The organism is Collinsella aerofaciens (genome assembly GCF_028209885.1).
In the GTDB taxonomy this organism is placed as follows: domain Bacteria; phylum Actinomycetota; class Coriobacteriia; order Coriobacteriales; family Coriobacteriaceae; genus Collinsella; species Collinsella aerofaciens_BA.
The window spans coordinates 67,816-94,576 of the sequence record NZ_JAQLEM010000001.1 but is presented as its reverse complement, the minus strand read 5'-3'; the positions used below and the strand labels follow the sequence as shown (position 1 = coordinate 94,576).

Below are 26,761 nucleotides of genomic sequence, written 5' to 3'. Positions count from 1 at the left end.
AGGGACAGTTCCTTTGTCACATGCTATTGGTATAACTCGGTACAAGTTGGTATAACTATTGCCAGGGTTTGCCAATCCGAGGAGTCCGACATGAATCCAAATCCCTTTAAGCCCACTGCCGGCAAGCGGCCCCCGATGCTCATCGGCCGCGAGTCGGTCATCGAAGATTTTGAGGAAGGACTCGACAACGGCGCTGGAGCGCCGGGCAGGCTCATGCTCATTACGGGAAACCGCGGCTGTGGCAAGACGGTTCTCCTACGGGAGCTGCAACGTCTAGCCAATGAGCGTGGATGGGCGGTTGTCTCCGATTCCGCTTCGCTTGGCTTATGCGACCGCTTGGCCGACGCGCTTCGTTCGAATAAACCCGTTGTGACGTCAATGGAGTTCGGTCCGTCGTTTGGCCGGATGTCGGTCGAGGCGGCGCGAGCAAAGGGCGAGACGTTGCGAGGGCTGGTTAACGAGCGCCTCAAGAGGCTCGGTCCAGGCAAGGGCATACTGTTTGCGATTGACGAGGCGCAATCGGCGTCTATCGAGGAACTGGCGGCTCTTGCCGTTCTCTATCAGCAGGTGCTCGGAGATCAAGATGCCACGGGCTTGCCCGATAGCGACCAGCGCGGTCTTGCGCTGGCGTTCGCCGGCTTGCCCAGTATGGTTGATGACTTGCTCGAAGAGCCGAGCGTGACGTTTTTGCGGCGTGCCCAGCAGCGTACGTTGGGGGCGATATCTTTGCCCAAGGTGCGCGATTCGTATATCCAGACGGTCAAAGACGCTGGTCTTTACGTTGACGCGGAGACGGCGGACCTTGCGGCGCGCAAGAGCATGGGGCATCCCTACATGGTTCAGCTGGTGGGATATTACATGTGGCGGTCTGCTGTCCGGCGTGGCTCGCAGGTCATCGAAAGGCGCGATGTCGAGGATGGCCATGCGGATGCCGTCTCCGAGTTCTACGAAGCGGTTGACGCGCCCCTGTATTACGGGCTGCGCAGTCCACAGCGCCTTTTTATCGAGGCTATGGCGGTTGACGAGAACAAACCGACGCGCATGGCGGATATCATTGAGCGTTGTGATCGTACCCAGAGCTGGGCGAGTAAATATCGCGCAAGCCTGATTCGCGAGCGCGTCATCGAGGCTGCCGGATACGGCCTCGTCCGGTTTACCGTGCCCATGCTGGGCGCGTACGTTCGCGATCGAGTTTTATGGCATGAGTAGGGTGATAAAGGTGACGGAACAGAAGATGAGCCCGCAGGCTATCGAGGTGCGTGGCGCGCGCGTTCATAACCTTAAAGACATCGATATCGATATTCCGCTGGGAAAGCTCGTGGGCATTGCCGGCGTGTCGGGTTCGGGCAAGAGTTCGCTGGCGCTGGGGGTTCTTTATGCCGAGGGCTCGCGTCGCTACTTGGAAGCACTCAGCACCTATACTCGACGTCGCCTAACGCAGGCCGAACACGCCCAGGTGGACGAGGTGCTGCACGTGCCGGCAGCGCTCGCGCTACACCAGCGTCCGAGCGTGCCGGGCGTGCGCTCTACCTTTGGCACCATGACCGAGCTCAACAACAGCCTGCGCCTACTCTTTAGCCGCTGTGCCCATCACGTGTGCCCGCATTGCGGGGCGCGTGTGGAGCCGAGCCTTAACGTAGCGGCTGGCCTGTCGCTCACGTGTCCGACATGCGGCCGCGAGTTCTACGCGCCGAGTGCCGAGGATTTGGCTTTCAATAGCGGCGGTGCATGCCCCACATGTGGCGGCACCGGTGTCATGCGCGAGGTGGACGAAGCGAGCCTGGTGCCCGACGAGTCAAAGACTATCAACGAGGGCGCGGTGCTTCCCTGGGGTACGCTCATGTGGGATCTGATGAAGCAGGTGGCAGGTGAGATGGGCGTACGCACCGACGTGCCGTTTAACCAGCTCACGCCTCAAGAGCGCGACATCGTGTTTCATGGTCCGGCGGTTAAGAAGCACATTCTCTACGTTCCCAAAAACGGTGAGGGCAGCACGCCGCTCGACTTCACCTATTACAACGCCGTCTATACCGTCGAGAATGCGCTCGCCAAGGTCAAGGACGATAAGGGTTTAAAACGCGTTGCGCGCTTTTTGCGCGAGGGAGCATGCCGCGATTGCGGCGGCACGCGTCTCTCCGAGGCTGCGCGCCAGCCCCAGGTGCGCGGTATCAATCTGGCGCAAGCGGCGGCCATGACGCTGGGCGGGGCGATTGAGTGGGTGCGCGGGGTGCCCGCATCCTTGCCGCCCGAGATGCGGCCCATGGCGACGGATATCTGCGATTCGTTTTTGAGCGCGGCCCGTCGTCTGGTCGACCTGGGTCTCGATTACCTTTCACTCGATCGCGCCGGTGCCACGCTCTCCACGGGTGAGCGCCAGCGCGTACAGCTTGCTCGCGTGGTGCGCAACCGATCGACGGGCGTGCTTTATGTGCTGGACGAGCCTTCGATCGGCCTGCATCCTGCCAATGTCGACGGCCTGGTGGGCGTGATGCGCGATCTGGTGGATGACGGCAACACCGTGGTTGTTGTCGACCACGATACGCGCGTACTGGCGGAAGCCGACTATCTGGTTGAGATGGGCCCCGTTGCCGGAGCAGGCGGCGGCAATGTAATCGCCGCTGGTACGGTAGACGAGGTTGAGCAATCGCAGGACAGCCGTATCGCGCCGTTTTTGCGCGCCGAGCCCAAGCGCTTGCGTCCGCAGGTGATTGACGACGAAATGTTCGACCAGGGCCATATCCGCATGGCGACCGATGCCATCCATACCGTCAAGCCGCTCGAAGTCGATATCCCGCGTGGCCGTCTCGTCGCGGTGACGGGTGTTTCGGGTTCGGGTAAGACGACGTTGGTGCTTGAGACGCTCATCCCGGCACTCAAGGCGCAGGCAGCTGGCGAGCGCCTGCCGGGGCACGTGCGTTGGGTCGATGCCGAGGGCATTGCGCGTGCCAACCTGATTGACGCCACGCCCATCGGCGCCAATGTTCGCTCGACGGTGGCAACCTATGTCGACATCCATGATGAGCTGCGCCGCGCCTTCGCCCGTACGCCCGAGGCCAAGGCAGCCGGCTACAAGGCGGGTGCCTTTAGCTACAACACTGGCGCCTTGCGGTGCCCTACGTGCGACGGCACGGGATCGATATCGCTCGACGTGCAGTTTTTGCCCGATGTCGAGATCGTCTGCCCGGCATGCCGCGGCTCACGTTATGCAGACGCGGCTTCGCATATCCATCGTGAGGGCAAGGACGGGAGCCTGCTTACGTTGCCGCAGCTCATGGATATGAGTGTGGACGAGGCTATCGACGCCACGGTGGGGCTCAAGAAAGTTCAGACGCGTTTGCAGACCTTGCACGATCTGGGCCTGGGTTATCTCACGCTTGGCGAGCCCACACCGGCGCTTTCGGGCGGTGAGGCACAGCGTCTAAAGCTTGCGAGCGAGATGGGCCGCGTGCAGGATGATGCTGTATTCGTGTTCGACGAACCCACGATCGGCCTGCATCCGCTCGATGTTCAGGTGTTGCTGAGTGTGTTCGACGGCCTCGTTGCCAAGGGCGCCACGGTTATCGTGATCGAACACGATCTCGACCTTATCCGTAACGCCGATTACGTAATCGACATGGGCCCAGGCGGTGGCGACGCCGGCGGGCAAATCGTCTGCGCCGGCACGCCGGGCGACATCGCGGCCTGCTCCAAGAGCATTACCGGTCGCTACCTATAGGCAATGTGACAAAGGGACTGCCTCTTTGTCACATTGATTTCTATTTCACGCATTGAGCCGCGAGATAGTCGCGGAAGAATGGCAATTCAAATGCGACGAGCCCTCGTCCTCGTTCTCCGATGATGCCGGCATCTATCATGCGGCGTCGGTAGCGGGAGACCTGCTGCGGCGAACGCTTAAGGCGCTCGATAAGGTCGGCGGTGGTGGACTCTTCTTCGTCATCGAGCATGGCGATGACGAATCGCTTGTCCTCTGCAGTGAGTTCCCGATAGGTTGCCGCGAGGATTCGGTCGTCCATCTCGTCGCGCGCGATTTTGATTCCCAGGTCAAAGTCGCGTGACGAGATTTCCTTCGAATCGCTTGTGAGATCCCAGGCACGGTAGCCTACGAGTTGCAATAGGAAGGGAAAACCAGAGATCGAGCGAACGGCTCTATCGATTCCCTCAGCATCTGCCAGGCGATCGTTTTCCTGGATTGTGCGAATCAAGGCCTCGCGTACGTCATAGTCGGCAATGCGACCCAGATGATATTGTTGGGCGCGGCGAAGGAACGAGACCGTCTTGTGGTTCAGCAACGTCGAGACATTGTTGGGAAGTCCCGCCATGAGCAGGGCGACGCGTTTCCCATCGGTCACAAAGTGCTGATACGTCGCTGCGAGCTGAATCATCTCGTCGAGTGTCGGGTCCACCTCGTCAACCGTGACGAGCAGACCGGTGCCCGCCTCGTTGAGCTGGTCGATGATGTCGCTCATGCGATAACGCCAGGTTGAGGCATCGTGAACGCGATTGACCTCGATGCTGCCGAGCGGTGCAATTCCGAGACCGGTGACTTCGAAGTGGTTGGACGATTCGATGAGATGGGCTGCGGCGCGTTTCGTCCCGAACTCGATTTCCTCAAGCATTCCCGGGAGCGCGGTCGTCTTTACGGCTATCCAGCCGTGGGATTCCGCCCTTGTCGCGAGCGACGACATGAGAGCGGTTTTACCGGTTCCACGCGCGCCTGAGAAGATCGAGGTCAATTCTGGGCGCCTGCGCTGGCTCAAGAAGGCACGGTCCAAATCCCGAATAATCTGCTGTCTGCCAGCGAGATGGGCAGGAACCTCACCAAAACTGGGGGTAAACGGGTTCTCGAGATATTTCACACGGCTCTCCTTTCACACCGCCGTTTAACTTCATTTTACTTTAGTTAATTCTGATTAAAAGTGAGGGCCTTTATCTAGAGCATCAATTAGGCGTGTGTGCCATCGACGTGGCGCTCGAATGTGGCAAAAGGATAGTCCCTTTGTCACATTCCCGGAAAGCCTGCCTGGCGTAGGGCCTCGTAGAGGACGATGGCGGCGCTGTTGGAGAGGTTGAGCGCGCTGATGCGGTAGTCGTCGGGGTTAACGAAGTTGCCGCAGATATCCTGCTGCAGGATGGCCTCGTGGCTGTCCTCGGTATGTCCCAGCGATTCCTCGTGGGCTTCCCAGGCCTCGGCGTTATCGAGTGAGTCACAATCGCGCAGCATCGGGATGCGCTCGCAGCACGTGGGCGTTGCAGCGAGTAGCTCCTCGGGAATGCCCGAGCTCTCGCTGCCAAAGACCAAGTAGTCTCCATCGCGGTAGGTACTCTGCGCATAGGTGCGGCGTGCCTTTTTGGTCAGCAGATGCAGGCGCTCGTCGGCAGGGGAGAGGCCGTTGCGCGCAAGGAAATCCTCCCAGCCGGCATAGGTCGTCACGTCCAAGTTTTGCCAGTAGCCCAGGCCGGCGCGACGCACCGTCTTGTCGTCGAGCGAAAAGCCCAGCGGCTCCACCAGATGCAGGCGAGTGCCGGTGACCACGCAGGTACGGCCGATATTGCCCGTATTGGCCGGAATCTCGGGCGCGTACAGCACGATATTAAACATGAATCTCCTTGGCTCAGAACGAAAAGCCACCACGAAGGGTACCTTCGTGGTGGCTTGGCGGTTACGTAGGCGGAAAAATATCCGCTTGGATAAACCTAGGCGCGGTGCCAGTCGGTCAGGCAGGCATCGAGGGAGGCGATGAGCGCATCCTTGTCCATGTGACGGCCGATGATGCACAGGCTCGTCATGCGGTCGCCCGTCTCGTCGTCCCAAATCTGCATGATCTCGGGGTTCTCGTCGATGATCTTCTGCTTCTCGCCCTCGGGCGCTGAGTCAACGAACAGGCCGTTCTCCATCAGGCGCATCTGGTGGCCGGCCTGCTCAAACATGTAGCACATGTCCGGATCGCCGGCCTGCCACAGCGGACCCTTGACGCGGATGACCTCGTCGGGCCACTCCTGCTCAACAAAATTGGTGAACTTTTGCAGGTCAAACGGCTTGCGGCGCGAGTACACAAAGGTCTCGATGTCGTACTCGAGCACCTCGGGGTCGTCGTGCTCTTCGGGATGCTCCATGGCCTCGATCCAGGCGGCGGAGTTGTAGGCGCGCATAAAGTCGAAGCGGTCGGTGTCGAGCAGCTCCTCCATGGGGACCTCGCCGTTTTGGGCCTCGACAATCACGGCGTCTTTCTGCAGGCTACGCACGATGGCCTTGAGCTCGGCGATCTGCTCAGGGCTCACGGTATCGGTCTTGTTGAGGATCAGCGTGGAGCAGAACTCGATCTGCTGGATGAGCAGGCTTTCGATGTCGTCCTCGTCGATATCCTCTGCCAGCAGGTCGCGGCCGCCGTTGAACTCGTCATACATGCGGGCGCAATCGACTACGGCCACGATGTTGTCGAGCGCGAGCTTGGGCTCGCCGCCCACCTTGGCCTCGTCACAGAAGCTCGAGATGGTGTAAGCGATGGGGATGGGCTCGCAAATGCCCGAGGCCTCGATGATGATGTAATCGAAGTTGCCCGAATCGGCGATGCCCTGCAGCTGGTTAGCAAGGTCGTCCGAAAGCGTGCAGCAAATGCAGCCGTTGGTGAGCGGGATGAGGTCGTCGGTCTCGGAAAGGCCGCCGTCGGCGATGAGGCTGGCGTCCACATTGATCTCGCCAATATCGTTGACGATCACGGCGGCGCGGATACCGCCGTCGTTAGCGAGGATGTGGTTGAGCAGCGTGGTCTTGCCGGCACCGAGGTATCCGGTAAGCATGATGATTTTCACGGGTTTGTTGGGCATGTGCCCTCCTTTGTTAGACATGGCTTACAGTTGAATCATATGCCAAACGCCTGCTCTTATACCCACGCGCCGGCAAATAACACAGGCTACTCCCAGGCTCCCCATACATCGGGGCAATAACCGACGGTGGCCTTTTTGCCGTTGCGCACGATGGGCTCGGCCAAGACCTGCTGGTTCTCGAGCAGCTTGTCGAAGCGCTGGCTAGGGGTGAGGTGCTGGATGAGTGCGAGCGTCTCCTCGTCCTTGGCTTTGGGGTTGAGCAACTTGTCGATGCCGCCGACCGCCTGCATCACGCTCGTGAGCTCGCCCTTGCTCATCTCCTTTTCCTTAAGGTCAATAAACTGCACCTTAATGCGGCGCTCCTTAAAATAGCGCTGGGCCTTCTTGGTGTCGAACGACTTTTTGGTGCCGAAGATTTGCACGTTCATAGTATGTTCCGCCGTTCTACCTGATGAAGTTGGTCGTTGCGCGATCTGCCTCGGGTGCGTTGATACCGGCGGCCTGTCCTGCCTCGATGCAGCGCAGGAGCCAGGCCATGTTTTTGCCGATGTTTCGCATGGTGGCAAGGCCCTCGGCATCCCCATCGGCGTCGCCGGGCACGCGGCCAAATACGTTGTTCCAGTAGGTGGAGGCAACTACGGGCATTTGCTTAATGGTGAAGTACTTGTTGAGCACATCGAAGGTGGTCGACGTGCCGCCGCGGCGGGCGACGGCGACTGCGGCGCCGGGTTTGTGCTCAAAGGCATGCCCGCCCGCGTAGAAGGCGCGATCGAGGGCCGAAAGGATGCGTCCGCTGGGGTGCGCATAGTAGACGGGCGAGCCAAAGATAAAGCCGTCTGCCTGCTCGGCGGCAGCGATGAGCTCGTTCACCACGTCATCGTCAAAGGTGCAGCGCCCGCCAAGCTTGCCGCACTGACCACAGCCGATGCAGTCGCGAATGGGCTTGGCGCCCAGCTGAAACACCTCGGTATCAATGCCTTCGGCGTTGAGCTGCTCGGCGACCTCGGCGAGTGCGCGGGCGGTGTTGCCGTTTGCCTTGGGGCTGCCATTGACCAAAAGAACCTTCATCACAAACTCCCTCTGCTTTTGGTGACTTCTGCAGAGGATTATCGCACGATGGGGGAGGCGGCGCGGGCGCGGCGCTAATCCAGTTTGGTACCTGGCACCTGCACGGCTTTCCCGAGCAACGCTTTGAGCTCGTTCAAAATCGAAACGGGCTGACGGTCGACGCCGTCCAGATGGAGCGTGGCCACGCGAATGGGCGGCTGATATTCAAATGGGCCAAAGAGCACGGGCGAACCCAGGAACCGCTCGATTTCCTCTGCAATCGCATCGGTTTCTTCGGGATCAAAGTCGTCGAAAAGAGCCACGAACATCGGTCCCGTCGAGCGGAACATACGACCCTTACCGCGCGAGCATTCCACCAGACAGGCGGCACATTCTGCCAAAACGCGGTCGCCCGCATCAAAGCCAAAGCGGGCATTGACCTGAGCGATATCGTCGATTTTGATGGCGATCAAACCAGCCTTGCGCGCCACGCGACGCATTTCGCCAATGGCGTTGACCAGGGCGTGAATATCGCCCAAGCCGGTCACGGAATCGGTCGTATCTGCCAAGCTTCGGTTGATGATAATGCCCACATACATGCCGGGCTCGGTATCGGTGCCGTCCAAGCGGTAGCCCGTGCAGTCGCAAAGCACGTATTTTCCGGTGGCATCCATTACGCGATACTGCATGTAGTGGAAGTGCCACGTGCCGTTTATCACCATGTCGAGCTCGACACGTACGTTGTCGCGGTCCTCGGGATGAACGCGGGCGAGCCACATGTCGAGTGAGTTAAAAGGGTGCTGGGAGGGCAGGTCAAAATCGCGCACGGCGTTAACCGACCATTGCGATTCTCCCGTATCGAGATTGAGGATAAACGGATAGCGCGTCTCGGAGCTCATGGAGATCGCTTGGAACACCCGGTCGTTGCAGGGAAGCTGATCGACGATTGGGCGTTGCGGCGCGTCATCGTCTTTCGGTTGCTGCACACGATGCATAAGCTTATAGCGATACATCTTGCGATCGGCATCCATCGTCATCTGGCGACGCGTGTCGCCGGCAAGTGGATCGACGCGCGAGCAGCCAAAGCTAAAGCTGCCGATCATGGGCGCCTTGCCACCTGAGCTCGCCTCGATCAGCCCGGCACGTACCTGCTCCAAGCGCTGCTCGAGTTCAGTCTCGTTTGCGGAGAGCGAGATGAGCACAAACTCGTCTCCACCGATACGGAACAGCATCTCATCGTGCTCCATGGTTTCGGAGAGCGTGCGGCAGATGCTCAGAATATAGCGATTGCCTTCGGCGTGGCCAAACCTATCATTGCAATGCTTGAGATGGTCGATGTCAATATAGGCGCAGGTGAAGGGGCCGCCTTTGCGCCAGAGTTGCTCGACGTGACGGTCGAGTCCGCTGCGGTTGCCCAAGTTGGTGAGCGGGTCGATATAGGCGTTGCTCTCAAGCAGCCGGCGCTCTTGTTGCAGGATGGCATGCGTCTTTTTCAACTGCTCGCCAATGCCGCGCAACTCTACGGGCAGGGCGGCAACGTCAAGCTCGGCGGTCGAGACGCCATTCGCAAGTCGCTGGAGATAGGCAATAATCGATTGCTCGCCCAGGCGATATGGCTCGTTCATGATGAATAACCTCCTTGGGCGGAACAATGGTTTGTATCATATCCCCAATTCGGTTTGAATTGGGGATATAAGTTAGCTAATGGAGACAAATGCCCCCTTCGGCGGTGGCGTTTTGCTCGCGAGCGTACCAGTTGTTATTGCCACCATCGAACAATGCCTCAAAATCCTTCGCCGGCATGGGGCGGTAGTAGAGGAAGCCCTGAGCGTAGCGGGCGCCCATGTGGCGTAGCATGCTCGCCTGCTCATTTGTCTCGACGCCTTCGACCACGACGGGCAGATGGAGCGACTGCGCCATTTCGAGCATCGATGAAATGATCCGCGTGCTGCGGCCTTGATCGCGGTCGGTGGGCACAAAGGTGCGGTCGAGCTTGATGACGTCGACGTTGACGTTCTTGAGCATCGCGAGCGTGGACTGGCCGGTGCCAAAATCGTCCATATAGGTCGAGAAGCCGCGGGTGTGCAGGTCAGCCGTCAGCTTGTCCACGGCCTCGGACTCTCCCGTATAAGCCGTCTCGGTGATTTCGATACGCATGAGCTCGGGCGGTAGGTTGTATTGGGCGGCAAGCGCCCCCATATGTTCGGCAACGTCGCAGGCAAGGATATCCACGCGTGACACATTAAGCGAAACCGGAACCACGCGAAGTCCTCGATTGATGCGTTCGCGCAGCCACGAGGCGACACCCTGCCAAATGTACTTGTCGAGCGTCACCACAAAGCCGCTTTCCTCGAGTGCGGGGATAAACGTTGCGGGCGAAATGAGAGAACCGTCCTTGTCAATCCAGCGCGTGAGTGCCTCGGCGCCAATGATCTCGCCGGTTTCCATGTCGACCTGGGGCTGCAGGTAGTACGTGATGCGGCCGTTTGAGAGCGCATACTGGAACTCGGTTAGCGTGTGGTGGAACGCAACCTCATGCTCATATTCCTCGGGGCGGAAAACGGCAATGCGCTCCTTAAAGTCGTTTTTGGCGCGTCGATTGGTAAACATGGCCTTGGCCTGCGCGTCGATAGTGATTTCCTCATTGGAGTCGATGGGGTAAACGCCCATGGACGGCCAGAAGCCTACGCCATCATCATGTCTGGCTACGGCCTCGCGAACGCGGTTGTAGATTTGATGGACGGTGATGTGCTTAAAAGGGATGAGTACGCAAAAGTCATCTTGGCCCCAGTACCCTGCGACGCCCATATCGGCATTCTCGATGTCCTTGAGGACCGTGCCCACATCGGCGAGTACGCGGTCGCCCTCGGCCTGGCCGTGCCATTCATTAAACAGGCGCATGTGGCCCATGTCGACCGTGGCGATGCACCAGGTGCCGTCGCGCCTTGCCTCGAGAAATGCGTTGGCGCGCCGCATAAACTCGCTGGGTCGATAGAGGCCCGTGAGCATATCGATGCGTTCGGCGATTGCGCTTTTGCGTTCGACCTCGGGTATAGGGAGGCTGTCGTTGGGGACAAGCCCGCCAGCTGTGCGAAGGCGACGATCGAGTTCGCCTAAAACGGCGGTCGCTTGATGGGTTAAGTGCTCGTAAAAGGCCGGGACGACAAGGCAGACGGGAGTAATGGTGTCGCCTGCGATTCGAACAGGAGCGAAAACGGCCTCTTTAAGGTGGCGGGTCAGTTGCTCGAATGCCTTGTGGTCTAGGTCGTTGCTGAGCACGACGAACTGGACGCTTCGTGAACGGTAGACCCGGCTCCTGCCGCGGGTGATCGACAGCATGCGGCCAGCGTATTCGGCAAGCATGTTGTCGACAGCCTCGGCCCCGTAGAGCTCGTTGAGCTTTGTCGTGCCACGAACGCGCACCGCTATAAGCCCTGTCTCGCAACGATCGCGGCGGCAGGCGTCGATGGCGTTGGCCAGCATGCGCTGCGTTCCGAGGCCTGTGGCGGCGTCGACGGTTTCGGCAAGTGAGTGGTTGACGAGCTCGCCGACATAGAGCGAGGGGACATTTCCGTCGCCGTCGATACGAAACCCGCGAGCGCGGCAAAGGACGTAGTCGCCGACGGCGTTGCGCACACGATACTGCATGACGCGACGGTGCTTGGTGCCGTTGTAGACTTGGTCGATGTCGTTGATGCAGGCCTCAAGGTCGTCGGGATGGACGCGCGTTTTCCAGTAATCGCGACAGTTGTCTATGTGCTCCGAGGGAAGGCCAAGATCGCGCAAGGCGCCTTGTGACCAAAGGGTGCGATGTTTGTCCAAGTTCTCGATAAAGAAATAACGGCCCTCGTTGAGCATCGAAAAGGCGTCAAAAATTCGATCGCTTATTTCGAAGTCGTCGGCGTGAACTTGCGTGATATTGCGTCGATCGAGGTGCATGGCGTGACGTAGCTTGTAGTCGTACATGCGATGGTCGGCATCGAGCGTCATGCGATTGGAAGCTTCGCCCAGGGCGGGGTCGGCATGTGACACTCCGTAGCTAAACGAGTGGGGCATCTCGGAATCGTTGTTTTTGAGCAGAACCGTTCGGCAGTGTTTCAGACGTTCGGCGAGGTCGTCCTCGGTTGCAATCGTAGATAGGATGGCAAACTCGTCGCCGCCTATGCGAAACGCCGCTTCGCCCACCTTCATATACAGCTTAAGATAGAGACTTACCTGCAAGATATAGCGGTTGCCCTCGTCATGCCCAAAGACGTCGTTGCAGTGCTTGAGATTGTCGATATCGATGAACGCCATGGTAACGGGGGCGTCCTGCTCCCAGAGCTCCTCGAGGGAACGGGCAAAGCCGCCACGGTTGCCAAGCCCGGTAAGCTGGTCGGTAAAGGCCGTCCTGATCAGATCCTCCTGACGCTCGAGAAGGTCACGGACGGTCTTTTCGAGCGTTTCGGTGTAATTGCTGACAGTATCCATGTTCTAAGCGGCTTTCTGAGGTCGGGGCGGATTGCGTCGGGCGAGCTCGTTGTGTACACGCGTCGTTGCCCAGCGCTTTGCATGTATCCAGGCCCCCGCCTTGCCGCGTTGTTGAGTTAATTTGTCGGCTAATGTTCGCTGTTGATAACAGCTGAGTAGTGTAAACAATAGTGCACAATTATATATGGGTGCACATGCTGTGGGCGGCTATTATTCGACAAGCGGTAGCGCGACGATGCGATGTTCGATAAAAATGCGACTGGGACGATATATGTTGACGGGTATACTTGTCCCGTTTTAAAACGCAGGAACGGAGATGGTCGCATGGCACAGTCAAATATGACGCGCACGGTGGGGCTGGCGCTCGAGGGAGGCGGCTACCGCGGTATGTATACGGCGGGCGTGCTCGACGTTTGGATGGAGCACGGTTTGACCTGCGACCATATGGTGGGCGTCTCGGCGGGCGCGGCGTTTGGCTACAACTTTAAATCGCGCCAGATCGGCCGCGCCATTCGCTATAACAAGGCCTATTGCGCCGACAAGCGCTATGCGAGCGTGACCAGCTGGCTGCGAACCGGCGATATGTACAATGCCGACTTTGCTTATCACGAGGTGCCTATCGAGCGCGATCCCATCGATTTGGAGGCGTACCGTGCCTGCCCCATGCGATTTACGTGCGTGTGTACCGATATCGAGACGGGCAAGGCCGTCTACCACGATCTGCCCTATGGCGACGAGCGGGATATCGAGTGGATTCGGGCGTCATCGGCAATTCCCGTGGCGACGCGTCCCGTTGCTATTGACGGGCATAAGTATCTGGATGGCGGCGTGGCTGATTCCATTCCCAGCGCATGGCTGTTTGCGCAGGGATATGACCGCAATATCGTGGTACTCACGCAGCCAGCGGGTTTTGTGAAGCAACCCAACAGCGTGATGCCCATGCTGCGGCGCGTGTTCCGTCACTACCCGGAGTTTGTCGCAGCGCTTGAGCATCGGCATGAGGTCTACAATGCCACGCTCGATGACCTGGCGCGTCGCGAGGCCGCCGGCGATATCTTTGTGGTGCGTCCGAGCGAATCGGTGAAGGTGCCGTCGCTGTGCCGCGAGCCCGATGAACTCGAGCGCATCTACCAGATCGGTCGTCGCGATGCGGAGACGACCTTGCCCGCGCTGGAAGCGTATCTGGCGGGGTAAGGCATCGGCTGCCGGCTCGGCGGAAAGCGCATCCCGGAATGGAGGTCCAAACTGGGATGCGCTTTCCGCTATTGAAGATATGAGGCTGCGAATCAGCTGCTCGGCCTAGACTTATGCCTGCTGCCAGGTGTCGACGAGCTCCTTGGCCGCGGCGTAGGGGTCATCGGCGCTGCAGACGGCGCTCACCACAAAGAAGCCATCGACGCCGGTGGCCTTGAGCTGCGGCAGGTCGGCCGTCTTGACGCCGCCGCCCACCACGATGGGCACGGGGCTTGCCGCGTGGAGGGCGGCCAGGTCCTCAAAGCTTTTGGTAATGATTGAGCCGTCGGCCGCGCGTCCGCAATCGCGCTTGGTCTCGGTCTCGTGGAGCGGGCCGATTCCCAGGTAGTCGACCAGGCTCATGTCGGCGGTCTTGACGTACTCGAGCATCTCCTCGCAGCGGGCCGAAAGGCCCACGATGGCATCGGGGCCCAGCAGCTTGCGGCAGACCTCGACGGGAATATCGCTCTGGCCCACGTGCACGCCGTCGACGGCGATGCCCTGCTCGCGCGCGGCGAGTACGCAGTCAAGGCGGTCATCGATTAACAGGGCGACCTGACCGGTCTTGCCGGCCTGTGCGATTGCCTGCGCGGCGTCGCCGGTCAGCGCAATGATCTCGCGGGCGCTTGCCACCTTGGAGCGCACCTGGATGCAGGTAAAGCCGGCGTCGAGCGCCTGGGCCACCACATCGCCCACGGGGCGCCCGAGGGTGTTTTCGGGACCGAGTACCAGATAGGCCGAGATATCAAGGTTGTCGCGGATGCTCATCGTGCTTCCTCCTGTTTCCTGATCTGTGCTTCCATGCGCTCGAGTTTGCCGGTCATGGTGTCGGTAAATCCGGGTCGAATATCGGCTTTGAGCACGACTTCGGTGCGGATGCCCTTGCTCGCCAACACAAAGGTTGCGTCGCGCACGACCTGCATGACCTCGTCCCAGTCGCCCTCGATCTCGGTGAACATCGAGGTGGTGCGGTTGGGAAGGCCGCTCTCGCGAATGACGCGCACGACTTCGGCGACCTCGGCGGATAGCTCGTCGCCGGTGCCGCATGGGGCGATAGCCACGGCGACGAGCGTGTTCATGCCGGCATTGGTTGCGGGCTCGGACATGGCTTATGCCTCCTCGAGCTCGAGTCGGTTATCGGCGATGTCTTGGGCGGTCGCGCGGTAGAGCTCGTCGATAAAGGTGACCTTAAAGCTTGCCGGGGCATCGGCGACAGCGGCGGCACGGGTGCCGGCAACGTTGTAGACCGCGGTGCCGCAGACGGCTGCCGTAAACGGGTCGGCGGCGCAGGCGTACACGGCCAGCACGCCGCCCTGCGAGCAGCCGCAGCCGGTGATCTTGGACATGAGCGGGCTGCCGCCGTGGGACTTGGCTACGGTCGTGCCGTCGGTAATCAGGTCGACTTCGCCCGAGACCACTACGGCGCCGCCGGTGTAGCGGGCGAGCGCCACGGCGGCACCACGGGCGGCGTCGACCGTGTCGGTGGTATCGACACCGCGCACGCGGCTCAGATCGGCCGCCTCGCCCTCAAGACCCCACAGGCCGGCGAGCGCGATAATCTCGGAGGCGTTGCCGCGCACGATGGCGGGCTTGTACTGCTTGAGCTCGTTTACCAGCTGGGTGCGCAGGCTACCGATGCCCAGGCCCACCGGATCGAGCACCCAGGGCTTGCCGGCGTCGTGTGCCGCCTTGGCCGCGCGGGGAATCGTCTGCTCGTAGATGGGGAAGAGCGTGCCCATGTTGAGATAGATGGCGCCGCCGCCGGCAACGAGCGCTTCGCCCTCGTCGGGCAGATAGACCATGGCGGCCGATCCGCCCACGGCGAGCTGCGCGTTGGCGACAAAGTCGATCGTCACCGTGTTGGTGATGGAGCCGGCCATCGGATTGGTGGCGCGAATTTCCTCTACGGCCTTGACCATATGTTGCTTAAGCTGTTCCGAATCAATCACTGCACATGCCTCCTTGGCATAGAAAAGGGGCGCTGTGCATAGACAGCGCCCCTGTAAAGGCGGCATGCTCCCTACGCCAGCATTAACTGACAGGTTCAAAGGATTGGGCCCCATGCCCTCTCAGCCTTGTGGTTTGCACCGCCGGCACTCCCGCATCGAATCTGTTGTTCCCTATACTAGCGCACCTGCCAAAAAGGGACAGGTTTATTTTGGCAGGTCGTTACAATAGGTAGGACCGATACGAATGGGGGCCTTATGATTAAACTTGTGCTGACCGATATGGACGATACGCTGATTCCAGCCGGGCATGACGGCGCCAGCGACTACGCCATTGAGGGTATTCATGCCATGCAGGCGGCGGGTCTGCACTTTGGGCCGGTTTCGGGTCGTCAGCCGTCCGCGATGGGCTGGATGTTCAAAAACCGTTCCGAGTGTTTTTCGACCGGTGCGTTCTGTAACGGCCAGGTGATGTTTGTCGACGGCGAAGTAGTCGCTTCGCGCGCAATCGACAACGATGCTCTGATGCGTTTGGCTGACTATCTGGAGCAAGAGACCGACGATACATTTCTAAAAGTCTACAGCCTGGGCGATGACTTTTGGGGCAACGATGCCTATTGCGTGACGAGCAATCCCGAGCGTGTGCGTCGCGCTATGGAGTCGGGCGGCAATGCGTGGCTCAAAGGCGAAGAGGCCCCGTGTCGTCCCGTCGTCGATGGCGCGCCGGTGTTTAAGGCGAATATCTGGAGTGCCCGTTCGCGTGAGGAGCTCGCGGAGCTACGCGAGCGCGTTGCCGTTGAGGTGCCGGAACTCTCGCTTGTGTTTCCCAACAACCGAGTGCGCCTGTTCGACATCCTTCCGGATGGTTGGGACAAGGGCTGCGCTGCGCTGGAGCTGGCGCGCGCCTTGAGCCTGACGCCCGACGAGGTGGCCGTATTTGGCGATTCCGATAACGATCTGCCCATGATCGATGCCGTTCCCAACTCCGTTGCAGTCGCCAATGCCAACGAGGCCGTCACGGCTGCCGCGCGCTGGCATATCGGCGCCGCGGTGGATGATGCGGTCGCCGGAGTCCTGCATCAGATTGCCGCCTGCGCCGCGACGGGGGAGATGCCGCCGTTTATGCGTCAGATGGATACGACGGGTTTCGACGTCACGAACGTCTAGGGAGAAAGCTATGAAGCTCCAGCAGCTCAGGTATGTCGTCAAAGTTGCCGAATGCGGCAGCATCACCGAGGCCTCGCGCCGGCTCTTTGTGTCGCAGCCTTCGATTACCGCGTCGATCCGCGATCTCGAAAACGAGATGGGCGTGCACATCTTTGAGCGCACCAACAAGGGCGTCATTGTGTCCGAGGAAGGCGAGACCTTCTTGGGCTACGCGCGCCAGGTACTCGACCAGGCCGACCTGCTCGAGGGCAAATACAAGGGCGCATCCGAGCAGGTGCCGCACTTTAGTGTGAGCTGCCAGCATTATTCCTTTGCCGTTAACGCGTTTGTTGACGTGATCCGCGAGTTCGATGCCGCGCGTTACGACTTCACCCTGCGCGAGGAACAGACTCACGAGATTATCGAGGACGTCGCGCATATGAAAAGCGAACTGGGCATCCTGTACTTATCCGAGCATAACCGCGAGGTTATCGAGCGCATGCTCGCCGCCAACGAGCTCGTATTCGAGGGACTCTTCTGCGCCGCGCCGCATGTCTTTGTATGCGCCGACCATCCACTGGCGGACTGCGCCAGCGTGACGCTCGAGGACTTGGAAGACTACCCGTTCTTGTCCTATGAGCAGGGCAGTTATAACTCGTTCTACTATTCCGAGGAGCTGACTTCGACGTTCGAGCGTCGCAAAAATATCCGCGTGCGCGACCGTGCGACGTTGTTCAATTTGGCCATGGGCCTCAACGGCTACACGGTATGCTCGGGCGTGATCAGCCACGAGCTCAACGGCCCCGGCATTATCTCGATTCCGCTCGACGTGGACGAGTACATGGAGATTGGCATCATCACGCGCAAGAACACGACACTTACGCGCTATGGGCAGGCCTATATCGACGCGATTCGTCAGCATATCTAGACTGCTGCGTTCTGCACGGGTCAAATCTCTTTACGGCAGTCCAAACTGATATAGGAATCATCTATATCAAACTGTTATAAACATATATTTTACGATGACCACATGAGCGCTCATACTCTGTCCCAGCAAAGCAACCAATGCAAAGGGAGATATCTATGAGTGCTTTAACCACGCTGAACGCACCGTTTCGCGCCGATATCGTCGGCAGCTTTCTTCGTCCACAGACCGTAAAAGACGCCCGCGCTGCCTATGCGGCAGGCACGCTTGATGCCGAGGGGCTTAAGGCCGTCGAGGACGATGCCATTCGCGATTTGGTGGCCAAGCAGAAGGCCGCCGGCCTGCAGGTCATCACCGATGGCGAGTTCCGCCGTAGTTACTGGCACCTCGACTTTATGTGGGGCCTCAATGGCATTGAGCGCCGTACCTCGCGTACGGGTTATATGTTCCATGATGAGGAGACGACGGCCGATACCGCCGTGGTGACCGGCTCCATCAGCGGCGAGAGCCACCCCTTCGTCGAGCACTTTAAGTTTGTCAAGGCGCTTGAGGGAGAGGGCCAGGTCGCGCGGCAAACCATTCCGGCGCCGATCCAGACGTTCTCCGAAGTTACGCTCGACCGCTGCGACGGCCAGCAGGAGAGTCTACGTGCCGTTTATAAGACCGACGAAGAACTTGCCGATGCCATCGCTGCAGCATATCGCACCGTGATTGCCGACCTGTATGCCGCAGGCTGCCGCAACATCCAATTTGATGACTGCACCTGGGGCATCTATTGCGATACCGACTTTGTGTCCAAGACTGGCATGAGCCCGGTTGACCTGCAAAAGGTGAGCGAGCTGGGCGTGGCGCTCAACAATGCCGCCATCGCGGACAAGCCCGACGATCTGGTCATCAACACGCATGTATGCCGCGGCAACTACCACTCCACCTACGCTTTTGAGGGCGGCTACGACCCCATCGCGCCGTACCTGTTTGCGCATGAGGATGTCGATGCGTTCTATTTGGAGTTCGACACGCCGCGCGCCGGTGGTTTTGAGCCGCTCAAGTACGTTGCTCCCGGCAAGAAGGTCGTGCTGGGTTTGGTGACTACCAAGGCGGCAGAGCTCGAGAACGAGGACGCTATTGTCGAGCGCATCCGCGAGGCGGCAAAGTACGTGCCGCTCGAGAACCTGTATCTGTCTCCGCAGTGTGGCTTTGCCAGCTGCGAGATTGGCAACAAGCTGACCGAGGACGAGCAGTGGGCAAAGATCGCGCTGGTCAGGAGCATTGCCGAGCGCGTTTGGAAGTAACGCTACCGTTTGCAGGTGACGGCGCGTGCGAGACATAGCGTATCGCGTACAATGGTTCGGATCGTATCGTTCGGGCAGGTTATCCGATATGTCCGATCGCCCTTCCATTCGAAAGGACATCCATGTCCCAGTCTTCGATGCCCGCCGTCACCGATGCCATCTACGATGCGTCATCGCTCGGCCACCCGCGCATGTTTTTGCTCGGCCTGCAGCACCTGTTTGCCATGTTTGGCGCCACCGTGCTGGTGCCCGTGCTCACCGGTCTCTCGGTTTCGGCAACACTATTGTTTGCCGGCTTGGGCACCCTGCTGTTCCACTTCCTGTCGCGCGGTAAGGTGCCCGCGTTCCTGGGCTCGTCGTTTGCCTTTATCGCGGGCTATGCCGCCATTGCACCCAACGGCGAGGCCGAGCTTTTGCCCTACGCTTGCTTGGGCGTTGCCTGCGCCGGCCTGCTCTATCCGGTGCTGGCAGCGCTGTTCCGCGCATTTGGCGCCAAGCGTGTCATGCGCTTCTTTCCGCCGGTGGTGACCGGTCCCATTGTCATTTCCATCGGCCTGATCCTGGCGAGCTCTGCCATTGCCAACTGCCAGACCAACTGGCTTGTCGCCGTTATCGCTGTGGCCGTGATCGTCATCTGCAACATCTGGGGCCGCGGCATGGTCAAGATCGTGCCGATTCTGCTGGGCGTTGTGGTGAGCTATGCCGTTGCGACTGCGCTGGGCGAGGTCGATTTTTCGGGCGTCGCAGCCGCTCCCTGGGTTGGCTTGCCCGTCGTGTGGGACAACACCGTGTTTGCGCTCTTTGGGCCGCAGCTCGATAGCGGCCTCGCCACGACGGCCATCATTACCATCATGCCGCTGGCCTTTGCGACCATGATCGAGCATATCGGTGACATCTCTGCTATCGGTTCGACTTGCGAGCGCAACTACATTGCCGATCCCGGTCTGCATCGCACGCTGCTCGGCGATGGTCTTGCCACGATTCTGGCTTCGCTCTTTGGCGCTCCGGCCAACACCACGTATGGTGAGAACACCGGCGTGCTTGCCCTGACGCGTGTGTTTGACCCGCGCGTGATTCGCATTGCCGCGTGCTGCGCCATCGTGCTTTCGTTCTGCCCCAAGTTCGCGGCTGTCATTGCGGCCATGCCGGCGTGTGTAATCGGCGGCGTGTCGCTCGTACTCTATGGCATGATCAGTGCCGTGGGCGTTCGCAACCTTATCGAAAACCAGGTCGATTTCCAGAACAACCGTAACGTGCTGGTGGCGGCTCTGGTGCTCGTGCTTTCGCTCGGTATTGCGTATAGCACCGCCGGTGCTATCGTGCTGGAGCTGGGCGGCGTGACGATTTCGCTTTCCGGTCTTGCCGTGGGCTCGCTGGTCGGTATCGTGCTCAATGCGATTCTGCCCGGTAATGATTTTGAGTTCGATGTCTCGGAACTCGAGGAGACTGTCGAATAGCGGTTGTGTTCAGCTAAATCAAAAAATGGCGCCCGTGCGTACGCGTGGGCGCCATTATTAATACGTCAGTATCCAGCGGATGCCGCGGGCCATGCGCAAGTCGGTTTGGGCAAAGTGATTGCCGGGGTTGAGCTCCAGCGTCGTGGGAATACCACGTTCGCCGAGCAGTTTTTCCATGGCGCGCGTGTCTTCGAGGACGTGTCGCATCATGCGGTTGGGCGTCTTGGTTTCTTTTTTGCCGAGTGACAGGTAGGCGGCGTCGGGCGTGCTCGGCATCGTGTGCTCGTGCGCATAGTCGATAAAGCCAGGAAACCACAGGGACCCCGATGCGCTTGCGGCGCGGTCAAAGGCATCGGTTTGCCAGAGGGCCCAAAGCGAAAAGAGGCCCGCCAGCGAGTAGCCAGCAATGCCGCGCCAGGTGGGCGGCTGAGGAAGCGACGACTCGACCTGGGGGATTATCTGATTCAGCAGCTCATCAAGAAAACCGGCAGCTTGGCCGCCGAAAGGCTCGGCATCGCGTACGGTCCCGTCGCATGCCCAGGGGCTCAGCTCGCGATTCCAATCGAGCCCGCCAATGGCGACAAGGGTAAGCGGTGGGCAGTCGAGCTCTTGGCAGCACTCGTAGACTTCACTGCCGTCTCCCATGACCACGGGGAGGTAGATGACAGGTGCGCTTTCCGTATGATTCGGATAAACGGTTATCTGCTTTTGGCACGCTTCCATGACGGGCTTCCCTTGACGTTGTGATATCGGCAGTCCCAATTGTCGCACGCCGATGCATCCGCTCTGCCGAAAAGAAAAGCGCGGAGCCGCTCGATGCGACTCCGCGCTTTGGTGTTCTGCTTTGGCAGCTTTGCCGCTACGCTACGAAGAAGTAGACGAGAAAGGCGAGGGCTGCGATCCACATGAGCGGCTTGATCTTGGAGGCCTCGCCCTTAAAGAGCGCGACGATCACGTAGGCGATAAAGCCCAGGCCAATGCCGGCAGAGATGGAATAGGTGAAGGGCACGCCGGCGACAATCATGAACGCCGGGAAACCCTGCGACACGTCGGACCAGTCGATCTCGGAGGCCTCGCTCATCATGAGGTAGCCGACGTAGACCAGAGCACCACAAGTGGCGGCGCTGGAAACGATGGTGACGATGGGGGAGAAGAACGCGGCGAGAATGAACAGCACGCCGGTGGTGACGGAGGTGAGGCCCGTGCGGCCACCGTCGGCAGCGCCAGAGGTGGACTCGACGAAGGTGGTGATGGAGGAGACGCCCATGAAACCGCCCACAGCAGCGGCGGCGGAGTCGACGATCAGGATCTCCTTGATATTCTCGACGTTGCCGTCGTCGGTGAGGAACTCGCCCTGCTTGGCCACGGCCATCGCGGTGCCCATGGTGTCGAAGAAGTCACTCATGAGCAGCGAGAACGAGATGACGAGGAGCGTGGGGTCGGTAAGAACCTTGACGATGGCGGGCACGCCGCCGGCGTCGGCGATGGGGCCACCGATGCTCGAGAAGTCGAGCGGGGCGATGATACCGGTCGGGGCCTGGGTCGCACCTAGGGGGATACCGGCGATGACGGCGACGACGATGCCGATGAGCAGCGAGCCGGGGACGTTGCGGCAGGCGAGGGCGACTGTCACCAGGATGGAGATGATGCCGACGATGAAGGTGGGGGAGGTGATGTCGCCCAGACCGACGAGTGTACCGGCGCCAGCGGTGATAATGCCGGCATCGCACAGGCCAATCATGGCGATGAACAGGCCCAGACCCACCGAGATGGCGTGACGCAGGACAACCGGGATGGCGTCCATGATGGCCTCGCGCAGGCCACAAAGCACGAGCAGCAAGATGACGACGCCCTCAAGGAAGATAACGCTCATGGCCACGTGCCAGTCACCGCCGCAGACGGTGGTGGCGATTCCAGCGATCATCGCGTTGACGCCTAAGCCCGACGCGCAGGCGAGCGGGCGGTTGGCGAAGATGCCCATGCAGATGGTCATGATGCCGGCGCCCAGGCAGGTGGCGCAGGCGAGCGCTCCCGCATCGATGCCAGCGCCCGAGAGCACCGCGGGGTTGACGGCGATGATGTAGGCCATCGCCAGGAATGTTGTCAGTCCAGCGCGGAGTTCGGTCCCGATTGTGGACTTGCGCTCACTGACGTGAAAAAGTTCGTCCATGCATACCCTTTCCTTGTTCGGCCCCGAGTTTAGGCCGATTGACACGAACGCTCCCACTATAGCCCCTTTACGACGCTGTTGTTCCTCGCATGTTGATGTTCGGCGCTTTGTGGCAGACGGACGGTATTTTTCGCATGAAAACGTGTGGGTACCGTATACTTAAGCGGTTACAACGACCCCTATGGAGGAACGTATGATTAAAGAGCTTTGCCACGACGAGGCTATCTTGTCCCAGCGTTGCGAGGTTGCGACCGTCGAGGACGAGTCGGTTGCTCAGGACCTGATCGATACCATCAAGTCGCTCGACGATGCCGGCTGCCTTGCCGCTAACCAGATTGGCGTCACCAAGAAGGTCTGCGTCTACCTGGACGACGCCGGCGAGCCCCACGTACTCTACAACCCCCGTCTGGTGTTTGGCCTGGGCGCCAGCAAGATGGAAGAGAGCTGCCTGACGCACGAGGAGGTCACCAAGTCCACGCGCTATATCAAGTGCAAGGTTGCCTTTGACCAGATCGTCGACGGCAAGATGAAGGAGTGCCGCCGCGACTACGCGGGCTTTGAGGCACAGATGATCCAGCATATGATCGATCACTGTCTTGGAAAGTTGGTCTAAGGGGACCAAAGCACCGCACCTTGCCGCTCAATCGTCGCTCGCGTACCTTAAGTACGCTTCGCTCCTCTTTCGTGGCAATCTGCGGCACTTTGACCCCTTAGACGACCTGCGGGGTTGAATTGGTTGAGTTTATCTTGCTTGTGTAAGTCCGGGCGTGGCATTGTTGTCATGTCCGGGCTTTTGTGTTTAGCGCCTTTTTGTTTGGAGACAATAACCTTAGCAAGAACGTAAGGCTAGGAGGCGCTATGTGCACGAGCATTCGATTTACCGATAATTCTGGCCACATGTATCTGGGCCGCAACCTCGACTGGAGCTTTGACTACGGCCAACAGGTTCGCGTGATGCCGCGCGGGTTTCACATTCCGTATTCGTTTATCGACGACGTGACAGCGGCACACGCGGTGATCGGTATGTGCATCGATTACAAGAACTACCCTATGTTCTTCGACTGCGGCAACGATGCGGGCCTCGCCGTGGCGGGTCTCAATTTCCCGGGTTATGCCGAGTATGCCGAGGGTCCGGTTGATGGCAAGACCAATATCGCGGCCTATGAGTTTCCCCTGTGGGTGGCAGCGACGTTCTCGACGGTCGACGAGGTCGAGGCTGCGCTGCGCGATACGGTGATTGTTGCCAAATCTGCAGGAGAGGGGCTGGGCGTGTCGCTGCTCCATTGGGTTATCGGCGACAGCCAGCGCAGCATCGTGGTCGAGATGATGGCTGACGGCCTGCATGTATACGACGATCCGGTCGACACCCTTGCCAATCAGCCCACCTTCCCGTGGCACATGGAAAACCTGCGCACCTATATCACGGCCACAAGCGATTTTCCGCAGACGGCGACATGGCGTGGCGTCGAGCTCAAACCCTATGGCGCGGGTGCCGGCATGCGCGGTATTCCGGGTGACTGCTATTCGCCGAGCCGTTTTGTAAAGGCGGCGTACCTCAATGCCAATTACCCGCAAAAGGAGAGCGAGACCGAAAACGTCGTCCGCATGTTCCGATCGCTCGAGGGCGTGGTGATGATTGAGGGTGCGTCTAGGATGGGCGATGGCAAGTTCGAGAAGACTATCTACACCGGATGCTTTAGCGCGCGCACGGGCAATTATTACTACGCGATGTATGGGGATCCGTCGATTCGCTACGTGAGCCTGATGGATGCCGAGGGCGCGAGCCCCGATAAGCTCGTGGTTCCCGAGCCGCGTCGTTCGTAGCCGATAGCTTTACTGCAATGCAAGGCGGCCCTGCGTCTCTCGTGAGGTGCAGGGCCGCTGTCGTCAATGGCTGGTGGCGTGTTAGAAGTTGGCGTCGTTGAGCTGGGTGCTTTCGAGTCCGCCGAGTTGCTGTTGCTCGGGCGTATCGGCGACGCTCTCGAGCAGCTCGGTGGGATCGACGTTCATGTCCCTACCGGCCTCGTTGCCGTTGACCAAGTCGTCCGAGAAGATGTCGACTTCCATTTCCTCGGCCTCTTCAATCTGAACTTCGAGCGGCACCTGGGTGCGTACGAGCTTGACTGCCGGACGCATGCGGGCAAAGAGCGGTACGTACTCAATGATGATGGCCGAGTTCTCGAGACCATACCAACGTGCCGGGCTTCCGCAGGCGCGGCGGACGGCGTACTTGATGGCCATCACGCGGTGGTCGTTGCGGTTGATGTCCGTTTCGGGGGCAAGCATCTTGCGCAGCATGCAAAAACGGAAGTCGCCCACGTTGCCGCGTGTCTCGTAGATGGAGTAGGTGTGATGCTGCGGCGGCAACTCACCCGATGCCATCAGGTCGCCAACGATCTGGCGCAGGTAGGCATTAACGCGCTGGTTGACCTTAAAGCCCAGGTCCAAGCGCACGCGGAACAGGAAGTCTGTGCCAAAGGTCTCAACGGAATACTCGTGCGTATAGGGCTCATCGGTGACATGCACGTTAATGAACCAATATGCCTTGGCGCGCTTGGGGTGCTTGTCCAGGATGGAATAGAGCACGTCGCGGTCGAGCGTGAGCGGGTCGGGGCTGTTGGTGAGAAATACTAGATTGTCAGCGAGCACGGGATAGGTCTCGTCATTGCGCAGGCGGTTGAGCTGGTCGATGTACTTGGAGACGGGCAGCAGAATCGTCTGCGTGCGTTCGATGGCAGTACCGCGGCGCCACACATACATAAGGCCAAACAGCAGTGCGGCCAGGAAGATCATGACGTAGCCGCCGTCAAAGAACATGGTGAGGCACGAAGCGAAGAAGCACAGCTCAATGGCACCAAAGAGCAGGGCGAAGACGCAGGCACCCAGCTTGTGCTTGAGGACGCCGGCGATGTAGCTCGTCAAAAGCGTCGTGGTCATGAGCATGGTCACGGTAATGGCGAGGCCGTAGGCGCTCTCCATGCGCTCGGAGTTTTGGAACAGCAGCACGATGAAGACGCAGCCGACCCACATGATGTTGTTGACGAGCGGAATATAGAGCTGGCCCTTGGTGTCGCTGGGGTAGTGGATGCGCAGATGCGGCATAAGGTTGAGGCGCGTGGCCTCGGATACCAGCGAGAACGAGCCGGTGATGAGCGCCTGCGAGGCGATGATGGCCGCCACGGCCGAAAGCACGATGGCAAAGGGGCGCAGGGGCTCGGGAAGCATCATATAGAACGGGTTGACGATATCCATCGCGAGCATCTGGGGGTTGGAGTTATTGGCGAGCAGCCAAGCTCCCTGACCCAGGTAGTTAAGGATAAGCGCCGCTTTAACAAACGGCCAGGATGCGTAGATGTTGGCCTTGCCCACGTGGCCCATGTCTGAATAGAGCGCCTCGGCGCCGGTCGTCGACAGGAAGACGAAGCCGAGCACCATGATGCCCGAGTGGTTGATGGGCGAGAACAGGAACATGATGCCGCGGATGGGGTTGAGTGCGCGCAGGATGGACAGGTTGCCGAGCATGTTGAACAGGCCGGCGCCTGCTAGGAACAAGAACCACAGCGTCATGAGCGGGCCGAACAGCTTGCCGATTGACGAGGTGCCGGCGCGCTGCATGGCAAACAGGCCGCAGATAATGATGATGGTAATAATGATGACGTTGGTTTGTCCGTCACCCAATAGCGCGTGGCCCCACTCGATGGTGCGCAGGCCCTCAATGGCTGTGGTGACCGTGACCGCGGGGGTGAGGATGCCGTCGGCGAGCAGTGCCGCGCCGCCGATCATGGCAGGTAGGATCAGCCATGGTGCTACTTTGCGCACCAGGCTAAACAGGGCGAAGATGCCGCCTTCGTTGTGGTTATCGGCCTTCATGGCGATTACCACGTACTTGACCGTGGTCACGAGCGTCATGGTCCAGATGACGAGTGAAAGCGCGCCCAGGATCATGTCCTCGCTGACGGTACCGATGCCGCCGTTGTTGGCGACGATTGATTTCATGGTGTACATGGGGCTCGTGCCGATGTCGCCATAGACGACGCCGAGCGTTACGAGCAGCATGCCAGCGGAGAGGGGGATGGCTCCGTGCCCGCCTTGACCACGCTGGTCTTGGGGGCTTGCCTCCAGTTTGTTGTGTGCCACGTGGACTCCCTTAGACATCCGGTTGTCTGTCTAGGACAGATAATCTTTATGCCGTCTTTATACATACAAGAGCAGTTTGGCACATCAGGTTATTTTAGACAATAATCCCCAGC

At 59.7% G+C, this 26,761-nt stretch carries 22 protein-coding genes and 1 riboswitch; of the genes, 9 read left to right on the top strand and 13 right to left on the bottom strand.

Annotation, left to right across the window (positions count from 1 at the left end; genetic code table 11):
* Positions 1 to 90: 90 nt before the first annotated feature.
* A complete protein-coding gene (locus tag PMX21_RS00395) occupies positions 91 to 1,209 on the top strand; it encodes an AAA family ATPase (RefSeq protein WP_271757045.1) in 1,119 nt (372 codons plus the stop codon).
* Entirely contained in the window at positions 1,202 to 3,715 is a 2,514-nt protein-coding gene (locus PMX21_RS00390; RefSeq protein ID WP_465038252.1) for an excinuclease ABC subunit UvrA, read from the top strand. The genes PMX21_RS00395 and PMX21_RS00390 overlap by 8 nt, the downstream gene beginning before the upstream one ends.
* A gap of 40 nt (positions 3,716 to 3,755) precedes the next feature.
* Here PMX21_RS00390 and PMX21_RS00385 read toward each other — a convergent pair whose 3' ends face one another.
* From PMX21_RS00385 to PMX21_RS00355, 7 genes are all read right to left on the bottom strand, one after another.
* On the bottom strand, positions 3,756 to 4,856 hold the full coding sequence (locus PMX21_RS00385; RefSeq protein WP_271757041.1) for an ATP-binding protein: 1,101 nt from the start codon (positions 4,854 to 4,856) through the stop codon (positions 3,756 to 3,758).
* A 143-nt stretch (positions 4,857 to 4,999) separates the two neighbouring features.
* Complete coding sequence (locus PMX21_RS00380; RefSeq protein ID WP_271757039.1) at positions 5,000 to 5,599, bottom strand: tRNA (cytidine(34)-2'-O)-methyltransferase; 600 nt, start codon at positions 5,597 to 5,599, stop codon at positions 5,000 to 5,002.
* Positions 5,600 to 5,694: 95 nt separating this feature from the next.
* Positions 5,695 to 6,825: a GTP-binding protein gene (locus PMX21_RS00375; RefSeq protein WP_271757037.1), complete on the bottom strand. Its 1,131-nt coding sequence runs from the start codon at positions 6,823 to 6,825 to the stop codon at positions 5,695 to 5,697.
* Positions 6,826 to 6,911: 86 nt separating this feature from the next.
* Positions 6,912 to 7,253 carry an arsenate reductase family protein gene (locus PMX21_RS00370; protein WP_055252194.1) on the bottom strand — a complete coding sequence of 114 codons (342 nt, stop codon included), beginning with the start codon at positions 7,251 to 7,253 and terminating at the stop codon, positions 6,912 to 6,914.
* A 16-nt stretch (positions 7,254 to 7,269) separates the two neighbouring features.
* Positions 7,270 to 7,893 (bottom strand): flavodoxin family protein, encoded by a 624-nt coding sequence (locus PMX21_RS00365; protein ID WP_271757036.1) that lies wholly within the window; start codon positions 7,891 to 7,893, stop codon positions 7,270 to 7,272.
* Between the two features lie 74 nt (positions 7,894 to 7,967).
* On the bottom strand, positions 7,968 to 9,497 hold the full coding sequence (locus PMX21_RS00360) for a diguanylate cyclase domain-containing protein (protein WP_271757035.1): 1,530 nt from the start codon (positions 9,495 to 9,497) through the stop codon (positions 7,968 to 7,970).
* Positions 9,498 to 9,573: 76 nt separating this feature from the next.
* The gene (locus PMX21_RS00355) at positions 9,574 to 12,342 is read right to left on the bottom strand and encodes a bifunctional diguanylate cyclase/phosphodiesterase (RefSeq protein ID WP_271757033.1); all 2,769 of its coding nucleotides are present in this window, start codon (positions 12,340 to 12,342) and stop codon (positions 9,574 to 9,576) included.
* A gap of 324 nt (positions 12,343 to 12,666) precedes the next feature.
* Between PMX21_RS00355 and PMX21_RS00350 the strand changes: the two genes are divergently transcribed.
* Positions 12,667 to 13,536: a patatin-like phospholipase family protein gene (locus PMX21_RS00350; RefSeq protein ID WP_271757031.1), complete on the top strand. Its 870-nt coding sequence runs from the start codon at positions 12,667 to 12,669 to the stop codon at positions 13,534 to 13,536.
* A 111-nt stretch (positions 13,537 to 13,647) separates the two neighbouring features.
* On the opposite strand, the gene PMX21_RS00345 is transcribed toward PMX21_RS00350, so the two are convergent.
* The 3 genes from PMX21_RS00345 to thiM are packed head-to-tail and all read right to left on the bottom strand — an operon-like array spanning position 13,648 to position 15,524.
* Entirely contained in the window at positions 13,648 to 14,343 is a 696-nt protein-coding gene (locus PMX21_RS00345) for a thiamine phosphate synthase (RefSeq protein ID WP_006234517.1), read from the bottom strand.
* Positions 14,340 to 14,681: a thiamine-binding protein gene (locus PMX21_RS00340; RefSeq protein WP_271757029.1), complete on the bottom strand. Its 342-nt coding sequence runs from the start codon at positions 14,679 to 14,681 to the stop codon at positions 14,340 to 14,342. Before PMX21_RS00340 ends, PMX21_RS00345 begins: the two co-directional genes overlap by 4 nt.
* Positions 14,682 to 14,684: 3 nt before the next feature.
* Complete coding sequence (thiM, locus tag PMX21_RS00335) at positions 14,685 to 15,524, bottom strand: hydroxyethylthiazole kinase (protein WP_271757027.1); 840 nt, start codon at positions 15,522 to 15,524, stop codon at positions 14,685 to 14,687.
* Positions 15,525 to 15,575: 51 nt separating this feature from the next.
* Positions 15,576 to 15,686: riboswitch (TPP riboswitch) on the bottom strand.
* Between the two features lie 93 nt (positions 15,687 to 15,779).
* On the opposite strand from thiM, the gene PMX21_RS00330 reads away from it, so the two are divergent.
* The 4 genes from PMX21_RS00330 (at position 15,780) to PMX21_RS00315 (ending at position 20,341) form a co-directional block, all read left to right on the top strand.
* Positions 15,780 to 16,688 (top strand): HAD-IIB family hydrolase, encoded by a 909-nt coding sequence (locus PMX21_RS00330; protein WP_271757024.1) that lies wholly within the window; start codon positions 15,780 to 15,782, stop codon positions 16,686 to 16,688.
* Positions 16,689 to 16,698: 10 nt separating this feature from the next.
* Positions 16,699 to 17,595: a LysR family transcriptional regulator gene (locus tag PMX21_RS00325; RefSeq protein ID WP_271757022.1), complete on the top strand. Its 897-nt coding sequence runs from the start codon at positions 16,699 to 16,701 to the stop codon at positions 17,593 to 17,595.
* Between the two features lie 155 nt (positions 17,596 to 17,750).
* Complete coding sequence (locus PMX21_RS00320; RefSeq protein ID WP_271757021.1) at positions 17,751 to 18,884, top strand: 5-methyltetrahydropteroyltriglutamate--homocysteine S-methyltransferase; 1,134 nt, start codon at positions 17,751 to 17,753, stop codon at positions 18,882 to 18,884.
* Positions 18,885 to 19,006: 122 nt separating this feature from the next.
* Entirely contained in the window at positions 19,007 to 20,341 is a 1,335-nt protein-coding gene (locus PMX21_RS00315; protein WP_271757019.1) for a uracil-xanthine permease family protein, read from the top strand.
* Positions 20,342 to 20,398: 57 nt separating this feature from the next.
* Here PMX21_RS00315 and PMX21_RS00310 read toward each other — a convergent pair whose 3' ends face one another.
* Complete coding sequence (locus PMX21_RS00310) at positions 20,399 to 21,064, bottom strand: alpha/beta hydrolase (protein WP_271757017.1); 666 nt, start codon at positions 21,062 to 21,064, stop codon at positions 20,399 to 20,401.
* Positions 21,065 to 21,200: 136 nt separating this feature from the next.
* A complete protein-coding gene (locus tag PMX21_RS00305) occupies positions 21,201 to 22,511 on the bottom strand; it encodes an NCS2 family permease (RefSeq protein WP_271757015.1) in 1,311 nt (436 codons plus the stop codon).
* Positions 22,512 to 22,704: 193 nt separating this feature from the next.
* On the opposite strand from PMX21_RS00305, the gene PMX21_RS00300 reads away from it, so the two are divergent.
* Together PMX21_RS00300 and bsh are read left to right on the top strand one after the other, a co-directional pair.
* On the top strand, positions 22,705 to 23,124 hold the full coding sequence (locus tag PMX21_RS00300) for a peptide deformylase (protein ID WP_035137017.1): 420 nt from the start codon (positions 22,705 to 22,707) through the stop codon (positions 23,122 to 23,124).
* 245 nt (positions 23,125 to 23,369) lie between these two features.
* Complete coding sequence (gene bsh / locus PMX21_RS00295; RefSeq protein ID WP_271757013.1) at positions 23,370 to 24,335, top strand: choloylglycine hydrolase; 966 nt, start codon at positions 23,370 to 23,372, stop codon at positions 24,333 to 24,335.
* An 81-nt stretch (positions 24,336 to 24,416) separates the two neighbouring features.
* Here bsh and PMX21_RS00290 read toward each other — a convergent pair whose 3' ends face one another.
* Entirely contained in the window at positions 24,417 to 26,666 is a 2,250-nt protein-coding gene (locus PMX21_RS00290; protein WP_334204066.1) for a KUP/HAK/KT family potassium transporter, read from the bottom strand.
* Positions 26,667 to 26,761: the final 95 nt, after the last annotated feature.

Excerpts from the sequence above, each read along its gene's own strand:
- PMX21_RS00395 (WP_271757045.1), top strand. The coding sequence starts at position 91 with ATGAATCCAAATCCCTTTAAGCCCACTGCCGGCAAGCGGCCCCCGATG.
- PMX21_RS00390 (WP_465038252.1), top strand. The coding sequence starts at position 1,202 with ATGAGTAGGGTGATAAAGGTGACGGAACAGAAGATGAGCCCGCAGGCT.
- PMX21_RS00380 (WP_271757039.1), bottom strand. The coding sequence starts at position 5,599 with ATGTTTAATATCGTGCTGTACGCGCCCGAGATTCCGGCCAATACGGGC.
- PMX21_RS00375 (WP_271757037.1), bottom strand. The coding sequence starts at position 6,825 with ATGCCCAACAAACCCGTGAAAATCATCATGCTTACCGGATACCTCGGT.
- PMX21_RS00370 (WP_055252194.1), bottom strand. The coding sequence starts at position 7,253 with ATGAACGTGCAAATCTTCGGCACCAAAAAGTCGTTCGACACCAAGAAG.
- PMX21_RS00365 (WP_271757036.1), bottom strand. The coding sequence starts at position 7,893 with ATGAAGGTTCTTTTGGTCAATGGCAGCCCCAAGGCAAACGGCAACACC.
- PMX21_RS00360 (WP_271757035.1), bottom strand. The coding sequence starts at position 9,497 with ATGAACGAGCCATATCGCCTGGGCGAGCAATCGATTATTGCCTATCTC.
- PMX21_RS00355 (WP_271757033.1), bottom strand. The coding sequence starts at position 12,342 with ATGGATACTGTCAGCAATTACACCGAAACGCTCGAAAAGACCGTCCGT.
- PMX21_RS00350 (WP_271757031.1), top strand. The coding sequence starts at position 12,667 with ATGGCACAGTCAAATATGACGCGCACGGTGGGGCTGGCGCTCGAGGGA.
- PMX21_RS00345 (WP_006234517.1), bottom strand. The coding sequence starts at position 14,343 with ATGAGCATCCGCGACAACCTTGATATCTCGGCCTATCTGGTACTCGGT.
- PMX21_RS00340 (WP_271757029.1), bottom strand. The coding sequence starts at position 14,681 with ATGTCCGAGCCCGCAACCAATGCCGGCATGAACACGCTCGTCGCCGTG.
- PMX21_RS00330 (WP_271757024.1), top strand. The coding sequence starts at position 15,780 with ATGATTAAACTTGTGCTGACCGATATGGACGATACGCTGATTCCAGCC.
- PMX21_RS00325 (WP_271757022.1), top strand. The coding sequence starts at position 16,699 with ATGAAGCTCCAGCAGCTCAGGTATGTCGTCAAAGTTGCCGAATGCGGC.
- PMX21_RS00320 (WP_271757021.1), top strand. The coding sequence starts at position 17,751 with ATGAGTGCTTTAACCACGCTGAACGCACCGTTTCGCGCCGATATCGTC.
- PMX21_RS00315 (WP_271757019.1), top strand. The coding sequence starts at position 19,007 with ATGTCCCAGTCTTCGATGCCCGCCGTCACCGATGCCATCTACGATGCG.
- PMX21_RS00310 (WP_271757017.1), bottom strand. The coding sequence starts at position 21,064 with ATGGAAGCGTGCCAAAAGCAGATAACCGTTTATCCGAATCATACGGAA.
- PMX21_RS00305 (WP_271757015.1), bottom strand. The coding sequence starts at position 22,511 with ATGGACGAACTTTTTCACGTCAGTGAGCGCAAGTCCACAATCGGGACC.
- PMX21_RS00300 (WP_035137017.1), top strand. The coding sequence starts at position 22,705 with ATGATTAAAGAGCTTTGCCACGACGAGGCTATCTTGTCCCAGCGTTGC.
- bsh (WP_271757013.1), top strand. The coding sequence starts at position 23,370 with ATGTGCACGAGCATTCGATTTACCGATAATTCTGGCCACATGTATCTG.
- PMX21_RS00290 (WP_334204066.1), bottom strand. The coding sequence starts at position 26,666 with ATGTCTAAGGGAGTCCACGTGGCACACAACAAACTGGAGGCAAGCCCC.